This is a genomic window from Enterobacter sp. WP_7_1, from assembly GCF_003688535.1.
Taxonomy (GTDB): Bacteria; Pseudomonadota; Gammaproteobacteria; order Enterobacterales; family Enterobacteriaceae; genus Enterobacter; species Enterobacter asburiae.
The window spans coordinates 469,315-490,912 of record NZ_REFK01000002.1; the positions used below are offsets into that span (position 1 = coordinate 469,315).

The 21,598-nt window shown below is 56.2% G+C and carries 19 protein-coding genes; all 19 read left to right on the plus strand.

What is annotated here, in order from left to right:
• The first annotated feature begins 425 nt into the window (after positions 1 to 425).
• A complete protein-coding gene (locus BJ885_RS11495; RefSeq protein WP_014170829.1) occupies positions 426 to 1,565 on the plus strand; it encodes a polysaccharide export protein in 1,140 nt (379 codons plus the stop codon).
• A gap of 6 nt (positions 1,566 to 1,571) precedes the next feature.
• The gene (wzb, locus tag BJ885_RS11500; protein WP_023312405.1) at positions 1,572 to 2,015 is read left to right on the plus strand and encodes a low molecular weight protein-tyrosine-phosphatase Wzb; all 444 of its coding nucleotides are present in this window, start codon (positions 1,572 to 1,574) and stop codon (positions 2,013 to 2,015) included.
• A gap of 2 nt (positions 2,016 to 2,017) precedes the next feature.
• Positions 2,018 to 4,180, plus strand: coding sequence for a tyrosine-protein kinase Wzc (gene wzc / locus BJ885_RS11505; protein ID WP_029741889.1), 2,163 nt, complete (start codon positions 2,018 to 2,020; stop codon positions 4,178 to 4,180).
• A 95-nt stretch (positions 4,181 to 4,275) separates the two neighbouring features.
• Positions 4,276 to 5,118, plus strand: coding sequence for a colanic acid biosynthesis glycosyltransferase WcaA (gene wcaA, locus BJ885_RS11510; RefSeq protein WP_023312403.1), 843 nt, complete (start codon positions 4,276 to 4,278; stop codon positions 5,116 to 5,118).
• Positions 5,118 to 5,609 (plus strand): colanic acid biosynthesis acetyltransferase WcaB, encoded by a 492-nt coding sequence (gene wcaB / locus BJ885_RS11515; protein ID WP_059347022.1) that lies wholly within the window; start codon positions 5,118 to 5,120, stop codon positions 5,607 to 5,609. Before wcaA ends, wcaB begins: the two co-directional genes overlap by 1 nt.
• Positions 5,606 to 6,823 carry a colanic acid biosynthesis glycosyltransferase WcaC gene (gene wcaC / locus BJ885_RS11520; RefSeq protein ID WP_054829905.1) on the plus strand — a complete coding sequence of 406 codons (1,218 nt, stop codon included), beginning with the start codon at positions 5,606 to 5,608 and terminating at the stop codon, positions 6,821 to 6,823. The genes wcaB and wcaC overlap by 4 nt, the downstream gene beginning before the upstream one ends.
• Positions 6,798 to 8,018, plus strand: coding sequence for a colanic acid polymerase WcaD (gene wcaD, locus BJ885_RS11525; protein ID WP_029742034.1), 1,221 nt, complete (start codon positions 6,798 to 6,800; stop codon positions 8,016 to 8,018). Before wcaC ends, wcaD begins: the two co-directional genes overlap by 26 nt.
• Positions 8,019 to 8,034: 16 nt before the next feature.
• Entirely contained in the window at positions 8,035 to 8,781 is a 747-nt protein-coding gene (gene wcaE / locus BJ885_RS11530) for a colanic acid biosynthesis glycosyltransferase WcaE (RefSeq protein ID WP_023312400.1), read from the plus strand.
• 15 nt (positions 8,782 to 8,796) lie between these two features.
• Complete coding sequence (wcaF, locus tag BJ885_RS11535; RefSeq protein WP_121931977.1) at positions 8,797 to 9,345, plus strand: colanic acid biosynthesis acetyltransferase WcaF; 549 nt, start codon at positions 8,797 to 8,799, stop codon at positions 9,343 to 9,345.
• Positions 9,346 to 9,369: 24 nt separating this feature from the next.
• Positions 9,370 to 10,491, plus strand: a complete 1,122-nt coding sequence (gmd, locus tag BJ885_RS11540) for a GDP-mannose 4,6-dehydratase (protein WP_014884502.1) — start codon at positions 9,370 to 9,372, stop codon at positions 10,489 to 10,491.
• A 2-nt stretch (positions 10,492 to 10,493) separates the two neighbouring features.
• Positions 10,494 to 11,459, plus strand: coding sequence for a GDP-L-fucose synthase (locus BJ885_RS11545; protein WP_013097874.1), 966 nt, complete (start codon positions 10,494 to 10,496; stop codon positions 11,457 to 11,459).
• Between the two features lie 2 nt (positions 11,460 to 11,461).
• Positions 11,462 to 11,941, plus strand: a complete 480-nt coding sequence (locus BJ885_RS11550; RefSeq protein WP_029742031.1) for a GDP-mannose mannosyl hydrolase — start codon at positions 11,462 to 11,464, stop codon at positions 11,939 to 11,941.
• Positions 11,938 to 13,161: a colanic acid biosynthesis fucosyltransferase WcaI gene (gene wcaI / locus BJ885_RS11555; RefSeq protein ID WP_121931978.1), complete on the plus strand. Its 1,224-nt coding sequence runs from the start codon at positions 11,938 to 11,940 to the stop codon at positions 13,159 to 13,161. The genes BJ885_RS11550 and wcaI overlap by 4 nt, the downstream gene beginning before the upstream one ends.
• A gap of 3 nt (positions 13,162 to 13,164) precedes the next feature.
• Complete coding sequence (gene cpsB / locus BJ885_RS11560; protein ID WP_029742029.1) at positions 13,165 to 14,601, plus strand: mannose-1-phosphate guanyltransferase; 1,437 nt, start codon at positions 13,165 to 13,167, stop codon at positions 14,599 to 14,601.
• A 110-nt stretch (positions 14,602 to 14,711) separates the two neighbouring features.
• Entirely contained in the window at positions 14,712 to 16,082 is a 1,371-nt protein-coding gene (cpsG, locus tag BJ885_RS11565; protein ID WP_029742028.1) for a colanic acid biosynthesis phosphomannomutase CpsG, read from the plus strand.
• Between the two features lie 114 nt (positions 16,083 to 16,196).
• Positions 16,197 to 17,591, plus strand: a complete 1,395-nt coding sequence (wcaJ, locus tag BJ885_RS11570) for an undecaprenyl-phosphate glucose phosphotransferase (protein ID WP_121931979.1) — start codon at positions 16,197 to 16,199, stop codon at positions 17,589 to 17,591.
• Between the two features lies 1 nt (position 17,592).
• Entirely contained in the window at positions 17,593 to 19,071 is a 1,479-nt protein-coding gene (wzxC, locus tag BJ885_RS11575) for a colanic acid undecaprenyl disphosphate flippase WzxC (protein WP_047647345.1), read from the plus strand.
• Between the two features lie 17 nt (positions 19,072 to 19,088).
• A complete protein-coding gene (wcaK, locus tag BJ885_RS11580; protein WP_032658813.1) occupies positions 19,089 to 20,369 on the plus strand; it encodes a colanic acid biosynthesis pyruvyl transferase WcaK in 1,281 nt (426 codons plus the stop codon).
• Entirely contained in the window at positions 20,366 to 21,586 is a 1,221-nt protein-coding gene (gene wcaL / locus BJ885_RS11585) for a colanic acid biosynthesis glycosyltransferase WcaL (protein ID WP_063923198.1), read from the plus strand. The genes wcaK and wcaL overlap by 4 nt, the downstream gene beginning before the upstream one ends.
• Positions 21,587 to 21,598 lie beyond the last annotated feature (12 nt).

Sequence of the window (21,598 nt, forward strand, 5' to 3'; positions counted from 1 at the left end):
AAAAACAGATATTAGGACAGTTGTCTCCTTGCCTGCTATTAGGTTAGCTGCAACAATTCTCCCAGCATCAAATGTTAAATCTCGGTGTTGCTATTAATGTTCGGTCTTCAGGGATGGTTATTCATTATCCGTCGGGTTTCTCAAGCGACTGATATATATCCAGAAGACCTTGCTCAAGAGGGTGTCTATCCATAACACATTGTTTAGTCAGTGGATTGGTAACTGAAAAGCCAAGGGCGGTAGCGTGCCTGAAAGCGTGTGAATCAGCCTCGATTATTCTGTCAATAGCCAATGGATGAATAAGCTTTTTTTAGGACTGATGCCAGTTATATTTCTATTTGATTAACTGCATGCTGAAACCCAATACGACTCGAGCTTATTTAAATTGCACAGGATAATTACTCTGCCAAAGTGATAAATAATCAATGATGAAATCCAAAATGAAATTGATGCCATTATTGGTGTCTGTGACCTTGATGAGTGGTTGCACGGTCTTTCCCGGCAGCAATATGTCAACAATGGGTAAGGATGTGATCAAGCAACAGGATGCCGATTTTGATCTCGACAAAATGGTGAATGTTTATCCACTTACGCCTCGTCTGGTCGAACAATTACGTCCACGTCCGAATGTTGCCCAGCCGAATATGTCGCTGGACCAGGAAATTGCGTCCTATCAGTACCGCGTGGGGCCGGGTGACGTGATCAACGTGACCGTCTGGGACCACCCTGAACTGACCACGCCAGCGGGCCAGTACCGCAGCTCAAGCGACACCGGTAACTGGGTGCAGTCAGATGGCACCATGTTCTATCCCTACATTGGTAAAGTCCATGTTGCAGGGAAAACGCTTGCCGAGATCCGTAGTGATATTACCGGCCGCTTAGCGCAGTACATCGCCGATCCGCAGGTGGACGTTAATATCGCCGCATTCCGCTCGCAAAAAGCCTATATCTCTGGCCAGGTGAACAAATCCGGCCAGCAGGCCATCACCAACGTTCCTCTGACCGTACTGGATGCCATCAATGCCGCGGGCGGGTTAACCGACGGAGCCGACTGGCGCAACGTCGTGCTCACTCACAACGGGAAGGAGCAGCGCATTTCGCTGCAGGCGCTGATGCAAAACGGCGATCTGACCCAGAACCGCCTGCTCTATCCGGGCGACATTCTCTACGTGCCGCGCAATGACGATCTGAAAGTCTTTGTGATGGGTGAAGTGAAGAAACAGAGCACCCTCAAAATGGACTTCAGCGGTATGACGCTGACCGAGGCGCTGGGCAATGCTGAGGGTATCGATCTGACGACCTCTAACGCGACCGGCATCTTCGTTATCCGTCCGCTGAAAGGTGAGGGCAGTGCGAAAGGCAAGATTGCCAACATCTATCAGCTGGATATGTCCGATGCGACCTCTCTGGTGATGGCAACGGAGTTCCGTCTCCAGCCATACGATGTGGTGTACGTCACCACCGCGCCGGTTGCCCGCTGGAACCGTCTGATCAACCAGTTGCTGCCAACCATCAGTGGCGTTCGCTACATGACGGATACGGCGCGCGACATTCATACCTGGTAATCCGCGATGTTTAACAAAATTCTGGTGGTATGCGTGGGGAACATTTGCCGTTCCCCTACGGCTGAACGGTTGTTGAAACACTACCAGCCCGAACTGACCGTTGATTCGGCCGGGCTGGGTGCACTGGTCGGTAAAGGTGCCGATGAGCGCGCAACGAGCGTGGCGCGGGATCATCACCTCTCTCTCGACGGCCACGTGGCCCGCCAGGTCACTGGCCGCATGTGCCGGGAGTATGACCTGATCCTGACGATGGAAAAACGCCATATTCATGCGCTGTGCGATATCGCTCCGGAGATGCGCGGCAAGGTGATGCTGTTTGGTCACTGGGACAATGAACGTGAAATCCCCGATCCGTATCGCAAAAGCCATGAGGCCTTTGAGGCGGTTTACACCTTACTTGACCAGTCTGCCCAACAGTGGGCGCAGGCACTGAAAGTTCAGCAGGGATAACAATGACAGAAAAAACAAGACCTTCTGCCGCCCCGACTTCGGGCAGTGATGAAATTGATATTGGGCGCCTGGTCGGCACTGTTGTAGAGGCAAAATGGTGGGTGCTTGGCATTACCGCCGTGTTCGCCGCGGCGGCCGTCGTCTATACGCTGTTCGCCACCCCTATCTACAGCGCCGACGCGCTGGTGCAGATCGAGCAGAATACCGGCAACTCGCTGGTGCAGGACATTGGTTCCGCGCTGGCGAACAAGCCGCCGGCATCCGACGCCGAAATTCAGCTCATCCAGTCACGCCTGGTGCTGGGTAAAACGGTTCACGACCTCGGGCTCGATATCTCCGTCACCAAGAATACCTTCCCAGTCTTTGGTGCCGGCTGGGATCGGCTGATGGGACGAAGCAACGACACGGTGAAAGTCACTGACTTCGTGCTGCCGAAAGGGGCGGCCGATCAGACGTTTACCCTGACGGTGCTTGGCCCGAAACAGTACCAGCTAACCAGCGACGCAGGCTTTAGCGCCCGCGGTGAAGTGGGGCAGATGCTGACCAAAGACGGCGTCAGCATGATGGTCAGCGCGATTAACGCCCAGGAGGGCGGTGAATTCACCGTCACCAAATTCTCCACGCTGGGGATGATCAACAATCTGCAAAATAACCTGACCGTCACCGAAAACGGTAAGGACACCGGCGTGCTAAGCATGACCTTTACCGGTGAAGATAAGGATCAAATCCGCGACATCCTGAACAGCATTACCCGCAACTATCTTGAGCAGAACGTTGAGCGTAAGTCGGCGGAAGCGGCGAAAAGCCTGGCCTTCCTCGCCAAACAGCTCCCGGAAGTGCGCGCCCATCTGGATGATGCCGAGAACAAGCTGAACGCCTATCGTCAGGATAAAGACTCCGTTGACCTGCCGCTTGAAGCGAAATCGGTCCTCGATTCGATGGTCAACATTGATGCGCAGCTCAACGAGCTGACCTTCAAAGAGGCGGAGATTTCCAAGCTTTATACCAAACGTCACCCGGCCTACCGCACGCTGCTGGAGAAACGCCGCACGCTGGAAGAGGAGAAGGCGAAGCTCAATGACCGCGTGACCGCGATGCCGAAAACGCAGCAGGAGATCGTGCGTCTGACCCGCGACGTGGAGTCAGGACAGCAGGTTTACATGCAGCTGCTGAACAAGCAGCAGGAGCTGAAAATCACCGAAGCCAGTACCGTTGGTGACGTGCGCATCGTTGACCCGGCCATTACCCAGCCTGGCGTACTGAAGCCGAAGAAAGCGCTGATTATTCTCGGCAGCATTATTCTCGGCCTGATGCTCTCCATCGTGGGCGTGCTGCTGCGTTCGCTGTTCAACCGCGGCATCGAAAGCCCGCAGGTTCTGGAAGAGAGCGGTATCAACGTCTATGCCAGCATTCCGCTGTCTGAATGGCAAAAATCCCGCGACAGCGTCAAAACCATCAAGGGCGTCAAGCGTTACAAACAGAGCCAGCTTCTGGCGGTGGGTAACCCGACCGACCTCGCCATCGAAGCGATCCGTAGCCTGCGTACCAGTCTGCACTTCGCCATGATGCAGGCCAAAAACAACGTCCTGATGTTAACCGGCGTTAGCCCGTCAATCGGTAAAACCTTCGTCTGCGCCAACCTGGCGGCGGTGGTCAGCCAGACCAACAAGCGCGTGCTGCTGATCGACTGCGATATGCGTAAGGGCTACACCCACGAACTGCTGGGTACCAACAACGTTAACGGTCTGTCGGAAATCCTGCTCGGCAAAGGTGAAATCAGCCAGAGCGCGAAACCTACAACGGTGCCGAAATTTGACCTGATCCCACGCGGTCAGGTGCCGCCTAACCCGTCCGAGCTGCTGATGAGCGAACGCTTCACCGAGCTGGTGGAGTGGGCGAGCAAAAACTACGACCTGGTGCTGATCGATACGCCGCCAATTCTGGCCGTGACCGACGCGGCCGTTGTTGGCCGCCATGCGGGCACCACGCTGATGGTGGCGCGTTACGCGGTGAACACCCTGAAAGAGGTGGAAACCAGCCTGAGCCGCTTCGAGCAGAACGGCATTGAGGTGAAAGGGGTGATCCTGAACTCCATCTTCCGCCGCGCGACCGGGTACCAGGATTACGGCTATTACGAGTACGAATATAAATCTGACAGCAAATAAAAATCCCCCTCACCCTAACCCTCTCCCCAGAGGGGAGAGCAGCTTTCTCCCTCTCCCTCCGGGAGAGGGGCGGGGTGAGGGATAAGGGGAAGACCATGACCACACAACGCCCTTTAGTTTCAATCTATATGCCGACATGGAATCGTCAGCAGCTGGCGATTCGCGCAATCAAATCCGTCCTGCGACAGGATTACGATAACTGGGAGCTGATCATCGTTGATGACTGCTCTTCCTCGTATGAACAGCTGCAAAAGTTTGTGACTGACCTCAACGACCCGCGGGTGGTCTATACGCATAACGCCATTAACTCCGGCGCATGTGCGGTGCGTAATCAGGCGATTATGCAGGCCAAAGGGCAGTATCTGACCGGGATCGACGACGATGACGAATGGACGCCGAACCGCCTGTCTATCTTCCTGTCGCATAAAGAACAGCTGGTCACGCACGCTTTCCTGTATGCCAACGACTATGTCTGCCAGGGCGAGGTTTACTCGCAGCCCGCGAGCCTGCCGCTGTATCCGAAATCACCGTACTCTCGCCGCCTGTTCTACAAGCGCAACATTATTGGTAACCAGGTCTTCACCTGGGCGTGGCGTTTCAAAGAGTGCCTGTTCGATACCGAACTCAAGGCCGCGCAGGATTACGATATCTTCCTGCGCATGGTGGTGGAATACGGCGAGCCGTGGAAAGTGGAAGAGGCCACGCAGATCCTGCACATCAACCACGGGGAGATGCAAATCACCTCCTCGCCGAAAAAGTTCTCGGGCTACTTCCATTTTTACCGCAAGCACAAGGACAAGTTTGACCGTGCCAGCCGTAAATATCAGCTCTTTACCCTCTATCAGATCCGCAATAAGCGCATGAACTGGCGCACGCTGCTGACGCTGCTGTCCGTGCGTAACGGCAAGCGCCTGGCTGATGGACTTCGGGGGAAATAATGTTTCTGGAAGATTGCCGCGCTAACGGCTGGAGCCTGCGTCCGTGCTGCATGGTTCTGGCGTACCGCATCGCGCACTTTTGCTCGGTGTGGCGTAAGAAAAACGTGCTGAACAATATCTGGGCGGCACCCGTGCTGGTGCTGTACCGCATCATCACCGAATGCTTTTTTGGCTATGAAATTCAGGCCGCTGCCACCATTGGCCGCCGCTTTACCATCCATCACGGCTATGCGGTGGTGATCAACAAGTTTGTGGTCGCCGGGGATGATTTCACCATTCGTCATGCGGTCACCATTGGCAACCGCGGGCCTGACAGCCTGGCCTGCCCGGTCATTGGCAATAACGTCGAGCTGGGGGCGAACGTGGTGATCATCGGTGACATTACGATTGGTAATAACGTCACGATTGGTGCTGGCAGCGTGGTGCTGGACAGCATTCCGGATAACGCGCTGGTGGTGGGAGAAAAAGCCCGCGTGAAGGTGATTAAATGAACATTCTGCAATTTAACGTACGCCTCGCAGAAGGCGGAGCGGCAGGCGTGGCCCTGGATTTGCACCAGCGCGCGCTGCAAAAAGGACTTCAGTCTCGTTTTATTTACGGCTACGGCAAAGGCGGCAAGAAAAGCGTCAGCCACGATAATTTCCCGCAGGTGCACAAGCACACGCCGCGTCTGACCTCGATTGCCAACATTGCGCTGTTCCGCCTGTTTAACCGCGATCTGTTTGGCAACCTGAACAATCTTTACCGCACGGTTACCCGCACCACGGGCCCGGTTGTACTGCATTTTCACGTGCTGCACAGCTACTGGCTGAATCTGGAAGAGGTGGTGGCGTTTTGCCAGAAGGTGCAGACCCACAAGCCCGACACCCGATTCGTCTGGACGCTGCACGATCACTGGAGCGTGACCGGACGCTGCGCGTTTACCGACGGCTGCGAAGGCTGGAAAGATAACTGCCAGAAGTGCCCGACGTTAAGCAACTACCCACCGGTGAAGGTGGATCGCGCGCATCAGCTGGTGGCCGGAAAGCGTCAGCTGTTCCGCGACATGCTCTCGCTCGGCTGTACGTTTATCTCCCCGAGCCAGCACGTAGCCGATGCCTTCAACAGCCTGTACGGGGCAGGGCGCTGTCAGATTATCAACAACGGCATCGACGTAGCGACGGAAGCCATTCTTGCCGAGCTGACCCCGGTGGCCGAAACCGCGGGCAAACCGAAAATCGCTATCGTTGCGCATGACCTGCGTTACGACGGTAAGACCAACCAGCAGCTGGTGCGCGACATGATGGCGCTGGGTGACAAGATCGAGCTTCACACCTTCGGCAAGTTTTCACCGTTCGAAGGGGCCAACGTGGTGAACCACGGGTTTGAGACCGACAAGCGCAAGCTGATGAGCGCGCTGAATGAAATGGACGCCCTGGTGTTCAGCTCCCGCGTGGATAACTACCCGCTGATCCTCTGCGAAGCGCTCTCTATCGGCGTGCCGGTGATTGCCACACACAGCGATGCGGCGCGTGAAGTGCTGGAAAAGTCCGGCGGGAAAACCTTCACGGAGCAGGAGGTCCTGCCTCTGGTACAGCTGCCGAAGGCGCAGATTGCTGAGATCGTTTTTGGCACGGACCTGGAATCGTTCCGCAACCGCAGCCGCAAGGCCTACAGTGGACAACAGATGCTGGAGGAGTATGTCTCGTTCTATCAGAATCTGTAGTTATCTGCTGCTGCCGCTGATCTACCTGCTGGTCAACGTCAAAATTGCCCAGCTCGGCGAAAGCTTCCCGATAACCATCGTAACCTTCTTGCCCGTTCTGCTTCTGCTGTATGTCGATAAAATCAACCTCAAGAAGCTGATGATTGCCTTAGGGCTGGGCACGGGCCTGACGCTGTTTAACTACATCTTTGGCCAGTCGCTGGATGCCAGTAAATACGTCACGTCGACCATGCTGTTTGTTTATATTGTTATTATTATCGGAATGGTCTGGAGTATTCGGTTTAAAACTATTTCTCCGCACAATTATCGGAAAATCCTTAGGTTCTTTTATATTGCCGTTGCGTTAATTGTTATGCTTGCCGCGCTGGAGATGGCGCAAATTATTCTCACCGGCGGCAGCAGCCTGATGGAGATAATTTCGAAATATCTCATTTACAGTAACAGCTATGTATTGAACTTCATCAAGTTTGGCGGGAAGCGCACTACGGCCCTCTATTTTGAACCGGCGTTTTTCGCTCTGGCGTTAATCTCAATTTGGCTCAGCATCAAACAGTTTGGTATCAAAACGCCTAAGACCGATGCTATGATTCTTGCAGGAATTGTTCTGTCTGGATCGTTCTCAGGGGTAATGACATTTATCCTGTTTTACCTGCTGGAGTGGGCGTTCCAGTACCTGAACAAAGATGCGATTAAGAAAAAACTGCCGCTGGCGATTATCTCCCTGACGGTATTTATGGTAGGCGTGATATTTGCCTTCCCGTACATCTCAGAACGTCTGGGTGATTTGGGAACGGAAGGGTCTTCGTCCTATTATCGCATCATTGGGCCACTGGTGATGGTGGGTTATTCCTTAACCCATATTGATGGGGTAGTAAGATTCGGCTCACTTTACGAATATGTTGCATCATTCGGAATCTTTAACGGTGCGGATGTCGGTAAAACCATAGACAATGGTCTGTATCTGTTAATTATTTATTTTTCGTGGTTCGCCGTACTGTTGACCCTGTGGTATCTGTTTAAAGTTTTCAAAATGATGATTAACGCGTTTGGTGATAACCAGAACTTTCGCGTTCAGCTTTATCTGTTTACTCCGGTGTCGCTGTTTTTTACCGGGTCAATATTTAGCCCGGAATATGCTTTCTTGATTGTCTGTCCGTTTATTCTGCGCAAGGCGCTTAATATTACGAACGTATGACGAAATGAGGTGATTTATGTTTCTTAGCGTCATTACTGTCGCTTTTCGTAATTACGAAGGGGTGGTAAAAACCTGGCGCTCGCTGCGCAACCTGGCGCGCGATCCAAGCCTCACCTTTGAGTGGATTGTGGTCGACGGCGGCTCGAACGATGGCACGGCGGAGTTTCTGGAAAAACTCAACGGTGAGTTCAACTTACGCTACATCAGCGAGAAAGATAAAGGCATCTATGATGCGATGAATAAAGGCATCAGCATGGCGCAAGGCCGTTATGCCATCTTCCTGAACTCGGGCGATATTTTCCATGAAGACGTGGCGCTGTTTGCACGTCAGCTGGCTCGCCAGAAAGAGGACGCCATGTATATTGGCGATGCGCTGCTCGATTTTGGCGACGGACATAAAGTGTGCCGCAGCGCGAAGCCAGGCTGGTATATCTACCACAGCTTGCCGGCTAGCCATCAGGCCATTTTCTTCCCGGTAAAGGGTCTGAAAAAACAGCCTTACGATTTGCAGTATAAAGTGTCTTCCGATTATGCGCTGGCAGCCAGCCTGTATAAATCTGGTTACCCGTTCCGTCGAATTAAAGGGCTGGTGTCTGAATTCTCAATGGGCGGCGTGTCAACGTCTAATAATCTGGAATTGTGCCAGGATGCCAAAAACGTACAGCGTAAAATATTACGCGTGCCGGGGTTCTGGGCGGAATTATCTTATTTATTACGCCTGCGTACCACAGGCAAAACGAAAACCTTATATAACAAAGCCTGAATATAAGGAAACGCAATGCAGGATTTAAAAGGTTTCTCCGTGCCGGAAGGTTTTCGGGGCGGGAATGGTATTAAGGTACAGCTGTGGTGGGCCGTTCAGGCAACATTATTTGCCTGGTCGCCGCAAATAATGTACCGCTGGCGAGCTTTTTTATTGCGTCTGTTTGGCGCAAAAATCGGAAAAAACGTAGTCATCCGACCTTCTGTGAAAATTACCTATCCGTGGAAATTAACGCTAGGAGATTACGCATGGGTTGGGGATGGCGCGGTGTTATATACCCTTGGCGAAATAACGATTGGCGCAAATTCGGTAGTTTCACAGAAGTGTTATTTGTGCACCGGCAGCCACGATTTTATGAGTCAGCATTTTGATATTACCGCTTCACCTATTGCGATAGGTGAAAAATGCTGGCTGGCAACGGATGTTTTTGTTGCACCGGGTGTTTCTGTTGGCGATGGCACGGTAGTCGGTGCCCGCAGCAGCGTTTTTAAATCGCTACCGGCAAATAAAATTTGCCGTGGCAACCCCGCAGTGGTGATACGCGAACGCGTTGAAACTGATTAAATTCATAAGTAGAGGAATATAAACATGTCTAAAGTCGCTCTCATCACCGGCGTTACCGGGCAGGATGGTTCTTACCTGGCAGAGTTCCTGCTGGAAAAAGGGTATGAAGTACACGGTATTAAACGTCGTGCGTCTTCTTTCAACACCGAACGTGTGGATCATATTTATCAGGATCCTCACGCGGCGAACCCGAAATTCCACCTGCACTACGGCGACCTGACCGATACCTCCAACCTGACCCGTATCCTGCAGGAAGTACAGCCGGATGAAGTCTACAACCTGGGCGCGATGAGCCACGTAGCGGTCTCCTTCGAATCCCCGGAATACACCGCTGACGTTGATGCCATGGGTACGCTGCGTCTGCTGGAAGCGATCCGCTTCCTCGGCCTTGAGAAGAAAACTCGCTTCTACCAGGCATCCACCTCCGAGCTGTACGGCCTGGTGCAGGAAATCCCACAGAAAGAGACGACGCCGTTCTACCCGCGCTCTCCGTATGCGGTAGCAAAACTGTACGCCTACTGGATCACCGTGAACTACCGTGAATCCTACGGCATGTACGCCTGTAACGGCATCCTGTTCAACCACGAATCTCCGCGTCGCGGCGAAACCTTCGTGACCCGCAAAATTACCCGCGCCATCGCCAACATCGCGCAGGGTCTGGAGTCTTGCCTGCACCTCGGCAACATGGATTCCCTGCGTGACTGGGGCCATGCCAAAGACTACGTGAAAATGCAGTGGATGATGCTGCAGCAGGAACAGCCAGAAGACTTCGTGATTGCGACCGGCGTGCAGTACTCCGTTCGTCAGTTCGTTGAAATGGCCGCGGCACAGCTGGGCATCAAACTGCGCTTCGAAGGTACCGGCGTGGAAGAGAAAGGTATCGTGGTTTCCGTGACCGGCCACGACGCTCCGGGCGTGAAGCCAGGCGACGTGATTGTGCAGGTTGACCCACGCTACTTCCGTCCTGCTGAAGTGGAAACCCTGCTGGGCGACCCAACCAAAGCGCACGAGAAGCTGGGCTGGAAACCAGAAATCACTCTGCAGGAAATGGTTTCCGAGATGGTAGCCAAAGATCTTGAAGCAGCGAAAAAACACTCTCTGCTTAAGTCTCATGGCTACGAGGTTGCCATCGCGCTGGAGTCCTGAGAATGACAAAACAACGTATTTTTGTCGCCGGTCATCGCGGAATGGTGGGTTCCGCGATTGTTCGCCAGCTCGAACAGCGCGGTGACGTCGAGGTGGTTGTCCGCACGCGCGACGAGCTGAACCTGCTCGACAGCCGTGCGGTACAGGACTTCTTTGCTAACGAACGCATTGACCAGGTGTATCTGGCCGCGGCGAAGGTGGGCGGCATTGTTGCCAACAACACCTACCCGGCGGATTTCATCTACGAAAACATGATGATCGAGAGCAACATCATTCACGCGGCGCATCTGCACAACGTGAATAAGCTGCTGTTCCTCGGATCGTCCTGTATTTACCCGAAAATGGCGAAGCAGCCGATCGCCGAGAGCGAACTGCTGCAGGGCACGCTGGAAGCGACCAACGAGCCGTATGCGATTGCCAAGATTGCCGGGATCAAGCTGTGCGAGTCCTACAACCGTCAGTACAACCGCGACTATCGCTCGGTGATGCCGACCAACCTGTACGGACCGCACGACAACTTCCACCCGAGCAACTCGCACGTGATCCCGGCGCTGCTGCGCCGCTTCCACGAGGCGACCGCCGAGAACGCGCCGGACGTGGTGGTGTGGGGCAGCGGTACGCCGATGCGTGAATTCCTGCACGTGGACGACATGGCTGCCGCCAGCATTCACGTGATGGAGCTGGATCGCGAGGTGTGGCAGGAGAACACCGAGCCGATGCTGTCGCACATCAACGTTGGTACCGGCGTGGACTGCACCATTCGCGAGCTGGCGCAAACCATCGCGCAGGTTGTGGGCTACAAAGGCCGCGTGGTGTTTGACGCGACGAAACCGGACGGCACGCCGCGCAAGCTGCTGGACGTGACCCGTCTGCATCAGCTGGGCTGGTATCACGAGGTGTCACTGGAGCAGGGTCTGGCCAGTACCTACCAGTGGTTCCTGGAAAACCAGCACCGCTTCCGGGGGTAACGATGTTTTTAAGTCAGGAAGATTTTGCCACGGTAGTGCGTTCCACTCCGCTCATCTCAATTGATTTGATCGTGGAGAACGAACGCGGCGAGTTCTTGCTGGGGAAACGAACCAACCGTCCTGCACAGGGCTTCTGGTTCGTGCCCGGCGGGCGCGTGCAGAAGGATGAGACGCTGAGCGATGCGTTTGAGCGACTCACTCTGGCGGAACTGGGCCTGCAGCTGCCGATGGCAGCGGGCCAGTTTTACGGGGTCTGGCAGCACTTCTATGACGATAACTTTTCAGGTACCGGGTTCACCACGCACTACATCGTGCTGGGGTTCCGCCTGAAGGTGAGTGAGGCAGACCTGCGTCTGCCTGATTCTCAGCATGACGACTACCGCTGGCAAACGCCAGAGGCGCTGCTTGCCAGCGACAATGTGCATGACAACAGTCGTGCCTATTTCCTGGCTGAACGTCAGGCCGAGGTGCCGGGCATATGAAGATCCTCGTATACGGAATCAACTACTCGCCGGAATTAACCGGCATCGGGAAATACACCGGCGAGATGGTCGAGTGGATGGCGAGCCAGGGACATGACGTGCGGGTCATTACCGCGCCGCCGTACTACCCGGAGTGGGAAGTCGGGGAGCGCTACTCAAGCTGGCGCTACCGTCGCGAAGAGGGTGCAGCGACCGTCTGGCGCTGCCCGCTGTATGTCCCTAAGCAGCCCTCAACGCTGAAACGGTTACTTCATCTGGGCAGCTTTGCCCTGAGCAGTTTTTTCCCGCTGATGGCGCAGCGTCGCTGGAAGCCGGATCGCATTATCGGCGTGGTGCCGACGCTGTTTTGCACGCCGGGCATGCGCCTGCTGGGCAAACTCTCCGGCGCGCGCACCCTGCTGCATATTCAGGATTATGAAGTTGACGCCATGCTGGGCCTGGGGATGGCAGGCAAAAGCAAGGGCGGCAAGGTGGCGAAGCTCGCCAGCGCGTTTGAGCGCAGCGGGCTGCACAACGTGGATTACGTCTCGACTATCTCGCGCTCGATGATGAACAAGGCGCAGGAGAAGGGCGTCCCGGCGGAGAAAGTCATTTTCTTCCCGAACTGGTCAGAAGTGGCGCGTTTTCGCGATGTAACTGAGCAAGATGCTCAGGCCCTGCGCGCGCAGCTCGGTTTGCCTGAAGATCAAAAAATCATTCTTTACTCAGGCAACATCGGCGAAAAGCAGGGGCTGGAAAGCGTGATTGAAGCGGCCCAGCTGCTGAGTGAACATCCGTGGACGTTTGTGATTGTCGGGCAGGGCGGTGGAAAAGCGCGGCTGGAAAAAATGGCCGGGGAACGCGGCTTGAACAACGTGAAATTTTTCCCGCTTCAGTCTTACGAGGCATTGCCTGCGCTGCTGAAGATGGGCGACTGCCATCTGGTGGTCCAAAAACGCGGCGCCGCGGACGCGGTGCTGCCGTCCAAGCTGACCAACATTCTGGCAGTGGGCGGTAACGCGGTGATCACGGCGGAAGCCGAAACAGAATTAGGCCAGCTGTGTGACAGCTATCCGGGGATTGCCGTGTGCGTGGAGCCGGAATCGGTCCCGGCGCTGGTAACCGGAATTGAACAGGCACTTGCCATGCCAAAAGTGAACACGGTGGCACGTGAATATGCCGAACGCACGCTCGAAAAAGAGAACGTGCTGAGCCAATTTATTGCAGATATACGGGGATAAATCATGAGTCAAACCACTTTGTATCCGGTTGTGATGGCTGGTGGCTCTGGTAGCCGGTTGTGGCCGCTGTCCCGCGTGCTCTATCCAAAACAGTTCCTCTGCCTGAAAGGGGATCTCACCATGCTGCAGACGACGGTAAACCGTCTGCACGGCGTGGAGTGTGAAAGCCCGGTGGTGATCTGTAACGAACAGCACCGCTTTATTGTTGCCGAGCAGCTGCGCCAGCTGAATAAGCTCACCGAAAACATCATCCTGGAGCCTGCCGGACGCAATACCGCGCCTGCGATCGCCCTGGCGGCGCTGGCGGCAAAACGCAGCAGCCCGGATTGTGATCCGCTGATGCTGGTCCTGGCGGCAGACCACGTTATCCAGCAGGAAGACGCCTTCCGCGACGCGGTGCGTGCGGCGATCCCTTACGCCGAGAGCGGCAAGCTGGTGACCTTCGGCATCGTGCCGGATCTGCCGGAAACCGGTTATGGCTACATCCGTCGCGGCAGCGTGACGCCGGGTGAAGGCGACAGCGTGGCGTTTGACGTGGCGCAGTTTGTTGAAAAACCGAATCTGGAAACCGCGCAGGCGTATGTCGCCAGCGGGGAGTATTACTGGAACAGCGGGATGTTCCTGTTCCGTGCCGGACGCTACCTGGAAGAGCTGCGCAAATACCGCCCGGATATTCTGAACGCCTGCGAGAAAGCGATGGCGGTGGTGGACCCGGATCTCGACTTCATCCGCGTGGATGAAGAGGCGTTCCTCGCCTGCCCGGAAGAGTCCATTGACTATGCGGTGATGGAACGTACGGCGGATGCCGTCGTGGTACCGATGGATGCGGGCTGGAGCGATGTCGGCTCCTGGTCCTCCCTGTGGGAGATCAGCGCCCATACCCCGGAGGGTAACGTCCACCACGGCGATGTTATTAGCCACAAAACGGAAAACAGCTACGTCTACGCCGAATCCGGCCTGGTGACCACGGTCGGGGTGAAGGATCTGGTGGTTGTCCAGACCAAGGACGCCGTGCTGATTGCCGACCGTAACGCCGTGCAGGACGTTAAAAAAGTGGTGGAGCAGATCAAGGCCGATGGCCGTCACGAGCACCATATTCACCGCGAAGTCTACCGTCCGTGGGGGAAATATGACTCCATTGACTCCGGTGACCGCTACCAGGTGAAACGTATCACCGTGAAGCCGGGCGAGGGGCTGTCGGTGCAGATGCACCATCACCGCGCCGAGCACTGGGTGGTGGTTGCGGGTACCGCTAAAGTCACTATCGACGGTGAAATCAAACTGCTGGGTGAAAACGAGTCCATTTATATTCCGCTGGGGGCGACGCACTGTCTGGAGAACCCGGGGAAAATTCCTCTCGACTTAATTGAGGTGCGCTCCGGTTCGTATCTGGAAGAGGACGATATCGTGCGCTTCCAGGACCGCTACGGGCGGGTGTAGCACTCTGCATTATGCCCGGTGGCGCTGCGCTTACCGGGCCTGCGAATGACAAAAAATCAATTTGGCCATTAAGTGGTCAGGGCCGACTGTTGCCTGAAAAAGGGGTCATCATGGAAAAATTAACCTGTTTTAAAGCCTACGATATTCGCGGCAAGCTGGGCGAAGAGCTGAATGAAGACATCGCGTGGCGCATTGGCCGCGCGTACGGCGAATATTTAAAACCGCAGACCATCGTGCTGGGCGGCGACGTGCGTCTGACCAGTGAATCCCTCAAGCTGGCCCTGGCGAAAGGGCTGCAGGACGCGGGCGTGGACGTGCTGGATATCGGCCTTTCCGGGACCGAGGAGATTTACTTTGCCACCTTCCACCTGGGCGTGGACGGCGGTATCGAAGTGACGGCCAGCCACAACCCGATGGACTACAACGGGATGAAGCTGGTGCGCAAGGGCGCCCGCCCGATCAGCGGCGACACCGGCCTGCGCGACGTGCAGCGCCTGGCGGAAGCCAACGATTTCCCGCCGGTGAACGAGGCGAAGCGCGGCAGCTACAAAAAAATCAACCTGCAGAAAGAGTACATCGACCACCTGCTGGGCTACATCAACGTGGCGAACCTCAAGCCGCTGAAGCTGGTGATTAACTCCGGTAACGGCGCGGCCGGCCCGGTGGTGGACGCGCTGGAAGCCCGCTTTAAGGCGCTGAACGTGCCGGTGACCTTCGTCAAGGTACACAACACCCCGGACGGCAACTTCCCGAACGGTATTCCTAACCCGCTGCTGCCGGAATGCCGCGACGACACCCGCAACGCGGTGATTGAGCACGGCGCGGACATGGGGATCGCCTTTGACGGTGACTTCGACCGCTGCTTCCTGTTCGACGAGAAAGGGCAGTTCATCGAGGGCTACTACATTGTCGGCCTGCTGGCGGAAGCGTTCCTCGAGAAAAACCCAGGCGCGAAGATCATTCATGACCCGCGCCTTTCCTGGAACACCGTCGACGTGGTCTCCGCTGCGGGCGGCACGCCGGTGATGTCCAAAACCGGCCACGCCTTCATCAAAGAGCGCATGCGCGAAGAAGACGCCATCTACGGCGGCGAGATGAGCGCCCACCACTACTTCCGTGATTTTGCCTACTGCGACAGCGGGATGATCCCGTGGCTGCTGGTGACCGAGCTGCTGTGCCTGAAGGGGCAGACGCTGGGCGAGCTGGTGCGCGACCGCATGGCGGCGTTCCCGGCGAGCGGGGAGATCAACAGCAAGCTGGCGCAGCCGGCCGAGGCCATTGCCCGCGTGGAGCAGCACTTTGCGATCCACGCGCTGGAAATTGACCGTACGGACGGCATCAGCATGGCGTTCCCGCAGTGGCGCTTCAACCTGCGCTCGTCCAACACCGAGCCGGTGGTGCGCCTGAACGTGGAGTCCCGTGCTGACACGGCGCTGATGGAAGCCCGAACGAAGGACATTCTGGCGCTGTTGAATCAGTAATAACTGCCCCTCACCCCAGCCCTCTCCCCAAAGGGGAGAGGGTGTTCAAATTCCCTCTCCCCTTTGGGGAGAGGGGCAGGGTGAGGGGTAAGGTTTAGAACTAAAGGAACAACGATGACGAATCTAAAAAAACGCGAACGAGCGAGAACGAATGCATCGTTAATCTCTATGGTGCAGCGTTTTTCTGATATCACCATCATGGTCGGTGGATTATGGGCGGTGTGTCGGATCGGCGGGCTGCCGTTCTTATATATGCATCTGCTGATGGCACTCATTGCGCTGGTCGTGTTTCAGATGATCGGCGGGATGACCGATTTCTACCGCTCCTGGCGCGGCGTGAAAATGACCACCGAGCTGATGCTGTTGCTGCAGAACTGGACCCTAAGCCTGATCTTTAGCGCAGGCCTGGTGGCATTCAGCCATGATTTTGATAATCGCCTCGTCACCTATCTCTGCTGGTATCTGCTGACCAGCGTCGGCATGGTGGTGTGCCGTTCCCTTATCCGCTTCGGCGCGGGCTGGCTGCGTAACCGCGGTTATAACCGTCGCTTCGTGGCGGTAGCGGGCGATCTGCCGGTTGGTAAGGTCCTGCTCGACAGCTTCCGCAAAGAGCCGTGGTTAGGGTTTGAAGTGGTCGGGATTTATCACGACGCGAAGCCGGGCGGCGTGCCGTCTGACTGGGCGGGCAATTACGAACAGCTTATTGAAGACGCGAAAGCCGGTAAAATTCACAACGTCTACATCGCCATGCAGATGAGAGACGAATCCTGCATTAAGCAACTGATGCGCGAGCTGGCGGACACCACCTGTTCGGTGATCCTGATCCCGGACGTCTTTACCTTTAACATCCTCCATTCACGCATTGAAGAAGTGAACGGCGTGCCGGTGGTACCGCTCTACGACACCCCGCTGTCCGGCATTAACCGCGTGCTGAAGCGCGCGGAAGATATTGTGCTCTCTTCGCTGATCCTGCTGCTGATTTCGCCTGTTCTGTGCTGCATTGCCCTGGCGGTGAAGCTGAGCTCTCCCGGCCCGGTTATCTTCCGCCAGACCCGCTACGGTATGGACGGTAAGCCGATTATGGTGTGGAAATTCCGCTCCATGAAGGTGATGGAAAACGACAAGGTGGTGACCCAGGCAACGCAGAACGATCCGCGCGTCACCCGCGTGGGGAACTTCCTGCGCCGCACCTCGCTGGATGAACTCCCGCAGTTTATCAACGTCTTCACCGGCGGCATGTCGATTGTTGGCCCGCGTCCGCACGCGGTGGCGCACAACGAGCAGTACCGCTCGCTGATTGAAGGCTACATGCTGCGCCATAAGGTGAAGCCGGGCATCACCGGCTGGGCGCAGATCAACGGCTGGCGCGGCGAAACCGACACGCTGGAAAAAATGGAAAAACGTATCGAATTCGATCTGGAGTACATCCGCGAATGGAGTATCTGGTTTGATATCAAGATTGTTTTTCTGACCATCTTCAAAGGTTTCGTGAACAAAGCGGCGTACTAAGATGAGCTTACGTGAAAAAACCATCAGCGGGGCGAAGTGGTCAGCGATGGCGACCATCGTCATCATTGGCCTCGGTCTGGTGCAGATGACCGTGCTGGCGCGCATTATTGATAATCACCAGTTCGGCCTGCTGACCGTCTCGCTGGTGATTATCGCGCTGGCCGATACGCTGTCTGATTTTGGTATTGCCAACTCGATTATCCAGCGCAAAGAGATTAGCCATCTTGAGTTGACCACCCTCTACTGGCTGAACGTGGGGCTGGGGATTTTCGTGTTCGTGCTGGTGTTCCTGCTGAGCGACACTATCGCCAGCGTGCTGCATAACCCGGATCTCGCTCCGCTGATGCGCACGCTGTCGTTTGCTTTCGTGGTGATCCCGCACGGGCAGCAGTTCCGCGCGCTGATGCAGAAAGAGCTGGAGTTCAACAAGATCGGCATGATTGAAACCAGCGCCGTGCTGGCGGGCTTTACCTTCACCGTGGTGAGCGCCCATTTCTGGCCGCTGGCGATGACCGCCATCCTCGGATACCTGGTTAACTCTGCCGTGCGTACGCTGCTGTTCGGCTACTTTGGCCGCAAGATCTACCGTCCGGGGCTGCATTTCTCTCTCGCATCCGTCTCGTCCAACCTGCGCTTTGGCGCGTGGCTGACGGCGGACAGCATCATCAACTATGTGAATACCAACCTGTCGACGCTGGTGCTGGCGCGTATTCTTGGCGCGAGCGTGGCGGGGGGCTACAACCTGGCCTACAACGTCGCGGTGGTGCCGCCGATGAAGCTGAACCCGATCATCACCCGCGTCCTGTTCCCGGCGTTCGCCAAGATTCAGGACGACACCGAGAAGCTGCGCGTTAACTTCTACAAGCTGCTTTCCGTGGTGGGGATTATCAACTTTCCGGTGCTGCTGGGGCTGATGGTGGTTTCCAGTAACTTCGTGCCGCTGGTGTTTGGTGAGAAGTGGAACGGCATCATCCCGATCCTTCAGCTGCTGTGCGTGGTGGGGCTCCTGCGCTCCGTGGGGAATCCGATTGGTTCCCTGCTGATGGCAAAAGCGCGCGTGGATATCAGCTTTAAGTTCAACGTGTTCAAAACCTTCCTGTTTATTCCAGCGATTATCGTCGGCGGGCATATGGCGGGCGCCATCGGCGTCACGCTGGGCTTCCTGCTGGTGCAGATAATCAATACCGTTCTGAGCTACTTCATCATGATCAAGCCGGTGCTGGGCTCCAGCTACCGTCAGTACATCCTGAGCCTGTGGCTGCCGTTCTATCTCTCGTTGCCGACTCTGGCGGTGAGCTACGGTCTGGGCATCATCCTCGGCGGCCACCTGCCGCTGGCCGCGCTGCTGGCGGTACAGGTTGCCGCGGGGGCGCTGGCATTCGTCGTGATGATTGTGCTGTCGCGCAATGCGCTGGTGGTAGAGATGAAGCGCCAGTTTTGCCGTAACGAAAAAATGAAAACGCTGCTTCGCGCAGGCTAGTTATTTAAGAGGCCATTATGAAATTATTAATTCTTGGCAACCATACCTGCGGCAACCGTGGCGACAGCGCCATCCTGCGCGGTTTACTGGATGCAATTAACACCCTTAAGCCTGAGACCGAAGTGGACGTGATGAGCCGTTATCCGGTCAGCTCATCCTGGTTGCTGAACCGCCCGGTAATGGGCGACCCGCTCTACAGCCAGATGAAACAGCATAACAACGCCGCGGGCGTGATGGGCCGCGTGAAGAAAGTGCTGCGTCGTCGCTACCAGCACCAGGTGCTGCTTTCCCGTGTGACCGATACCGGCAAGCTGCGCAACATCGCTATCGCGCAGGGCTTTACCGATTTTGTTCGTCTGCTGTCCGGCTATGACGCCATTATCCAGGTTGGCGGTTCTTTCTTCGTCGATCTCTACGGCGTGCCGCAGTTTGAGCATGCGCTTTGTACGTTCATGGCGAAAAAGCCGCTGTTTATGATTGGCCACAGCGTCGGACCATTCCAGGATCCGCAGTTTAACCAGCTCGCAAACTACGTCTTCGGCCACTGCGACGCGCTGATCCTGCGCGAGTCGGTCAGCCTCGACATGATGAAGCGCAGCGAAATTGACACCTCAAAAGTTGAGCACGGCGTGGACACCGCGTGGCTTGTGGATCATCAGGACGATAGCTTCCAGCCGAGCTACGCGGTGCAGCACTGGCTCGACGTGGCGGCGAAACAGAAAACCGTCGCAATCACCCTGCGCGAGCTGGCGCCTTTTGATAAACGTTTAGGCACGACCCAGGCGGCGTACGAGAAAGCCTTCGCCGACGTGGTGAACCGCGTGCTGGACAGCGGTTACCAGGTGCTGGCGCTCTCCACCTGCACCGGCATCGACAGCTACAACAAAGACGACCGCATGGTGGCGCTGAACCTGCGCAATCTGGTGAACGATCCGTCCCGCTATCACGTGGTGATGGACGAACTGAACGATCTGGAGATGGGCAAGCTGCTCTCCGCCTGCGACCTGACCGTCGGCACGCGGCTGCACTCCGCCATTATCTCCATGAACTTTGGCACGCCGGCCATTGCCATCAACTACGAACACAAATCAGCAGGCATCATGCAGCAGCTCGGTATGCCGGAAATGGCCGTGGATATCCGTCATCTGCTCGATGGTTCGCTTGGTGCGATGGTGGGCGACACGCTCGGCCAGCTGCCTGCGATCAATGAACGCCTGGCGGTGGCGGTGAAAGCCGAGCGCGAGAAGGGCATTGGGATGGTGAAATCGGTACTTGACCGCGTGCGGGAGGGGAAATGAAGGTTGGTTTCTTCTTACTGAAATTTCCGCTGTCGTCTGAAACGTTTGTCCTGAACCAAATCACCGCGTTTATCGATATGGGATATGACGTGGAGATTATCGCCCTGCAAAAGGGCGATACCAAAAACACCCATGCGGCGTATACCCAGTATGGGCTGGAGGCGAAAACCCGCTGGCTGCAGGATGAGCCGTCCGGGAGGCTGAGCAAGCTGCGCCACCGGGCCAGCCAGACGTTGCGCGGGATCCACCGCGCGTCGACGTGGCGGGCGCTGAATGTTTCCCGCTATGGGTCCGAATCCCGCAATCTGATCCTGTCGGCCATCTGCGGGCAAACCGCGCAGCCGTATCGTGCCGACGTGTTTATCGCCCACTTTGGCCCGGCGGGCGTCACCGCCGCGAAGCTGCGCGAGCTGGGCGTTATTGACGGCAAAATTGCGACCATCTTCCACGGTATCGACATCTCCAGCCGCGAAGTGCTTAACCACTACACGCCGGAGTATCAGCAGCTGTTCAGGCGCGGCGACATGATGCTGCCTATCAGCGACCTGTGGGCCGGACGCCTGAAAAACATGGGCTGCCCGGGAGAGAAAATTGCCGTTTCGCGTATGGGCGTGGACTTAACGCGCTTCACTCGCCGTCCTGTCAAGGTGCCGGGAAAACCGCTGCAGATCATCTCCGTTGCTCGCCTGACCGAGAAGAAAGGCCTCCATGTGGCCATTGAAGCCTGCCGCCAGCTGAAAGCGCGCGGGGTGGATTTCCACTATCGCATTCTCGGCATTGGGCCGTGGGAGCGTCGTCTGCGCACGCTTATCGAACAGTATCAGCTGGAAGATGTCGTAGAGATGCCGGGCTTCAAGCCGAGCCACGAGGTCAAGGCCATGCTCGACGAGGCGGATGTGTTTCTGCTGCCTTCCGTAACGGGCGCCGATGGCGATATGGAAGGCATTCCGGTGGCGCTGATGGAGGCGATGGCCGTAGGTATTCCGGTGGTATCAACCCTGCACAGCGGGATCCCGGAGCTGATTAAGTCTGACCATTCCGGCTGGCTGGTGCCGGAGAATAACGCGATGGCCCTTGCGGACCGATTAGCAGCCTTCAGCGATATCGACCAGCAGACGCTGGAGCCCGTGCTCCAGAACGCCCGACAAAAAGTGGAAACCGATTTTAACCAGCAGGTGATTAACCGTCAGTTAGCGAGCCTGCTGCAAACGTTGTAACGCCGAGGATGT

Coding starts and splice junctions, on each gene's coding strand:
- cpsB (WP_029742029.1), top strand. CDS start 13,165: ATGAGTCAAACCACTTTGTATCCGGTTGTGATGGCTGGTGGCTCTGGT.
- cpsG (WP_029742028.1), top strand. CDS start 14,712: ATGGAAAAATTAACCTGTTTTAAAGCCTACGATATTCGCGGCAAGCTG.
- wzb (WP_023312405.1), top strand. CDS start 1,572: ATGTTTAACAAAATTCTGGTGGTATGCGTGGGGAACATTTGCCGTTCC.
- BJ885_RS11495 (WP_014170829.1), top strand. CDS start 426: ATGATGAAATCCAAAATGAAATTGATGCCATTATTGGTGTCTGTGACC.
- wcaB (WP_059347022.1), top strand. CDS start 5,118: ATGTTTCTGGAAGATTGCCGCGCTAACGGCTGGAGCCTGCGTCCGTGC.
- wcaL (WP_063923198.1), top strand. CDS start 20,366: ATGAAGGTTGGTTTCTTCTTACTGAAATTTCCGCTGTCGTCTGAAACG.
- wcaF (WP_121931977.1), top strand. CDS start 8,797: ATGCAGGATTTAAAAGGTTTCTCCGTGCCGGAAGGTTTTCGGGGCGGG.
- wcaJ (WP_121931979.1), top strand. CDS start 16,197: ATGACGAATCTAAAAAAACGCGAACGAGCGAGAACGAATGCATCGTTA.
- BJ885_RS11550 (WP_029742031.1), top strand. CDS start 11,462: ATGTTTTTAAGTCAGGAAGATTTTGCCACGGTAGTGCGTTCCACTCCG.
- wcaI (WP_121931978.1), top strand. CDS start 11,938: ATGAAGATCCTCGTATACGGAATCAACTACTCGCCGGAATTAACCGGC.
- gmd (WP_014884502.1), top strand. CDS start 9,370: ATGTCTAAAGTCGCTCTCATCACCGGCGTTACCGGGCAGGATGGTTCT.
- wzxC (WP_047647345.1), top strand. CDS start 17,593: ATGAGCTTACGTGAAAAAACCATCAGCGGGGCGAAGTGGTCAGCGATG.
- wcaC (WP_054829905.1), top strand. CDS start 5,606: ATGAACATTCTGCAATTTAACGTACGCCTCGCAGAAGGCGGAGCGGCA.
- wcaD (WP_029742034.1), top strand. CDS start 6,798: ATGTCTCGTTCTATCAGAATCTGTAGTTATCTGCTGCTGCCGCTGATC.
- wcaK (WP_032658813.1), top strand. CDS start 19,089: ATGAAATTATTAATTCTTGGCAACCATACCTGCGGCAACCGTGGCGAC.
- BJ885_RS11545 (WP_013097874.1), top strand. CDS start 10,494: ATGACAAAACAACGTATTTTTGTCGCCGGTCATCGCGGAATGGTGGGT.
- wzc (WP_029741889.1), top strand. CDS start 2,018: ATGACAGAAAAAACAAGACCTTCTGCCGCCCCGACTTCGGGCAGTGAT.
- wcaE (WP_023312400.1), top strand. CDS start 8,035: ATGTTTCTTAGCGTCATTACTGTCGCTTTTCGTAATTACGAAGGGGTG.
- wcaA (WP_023312403.1), top strand. CDS start 4,276: ATGACCACACAACGCCCTTTAGTTTCAATCTATATGCCGACATGGAAT.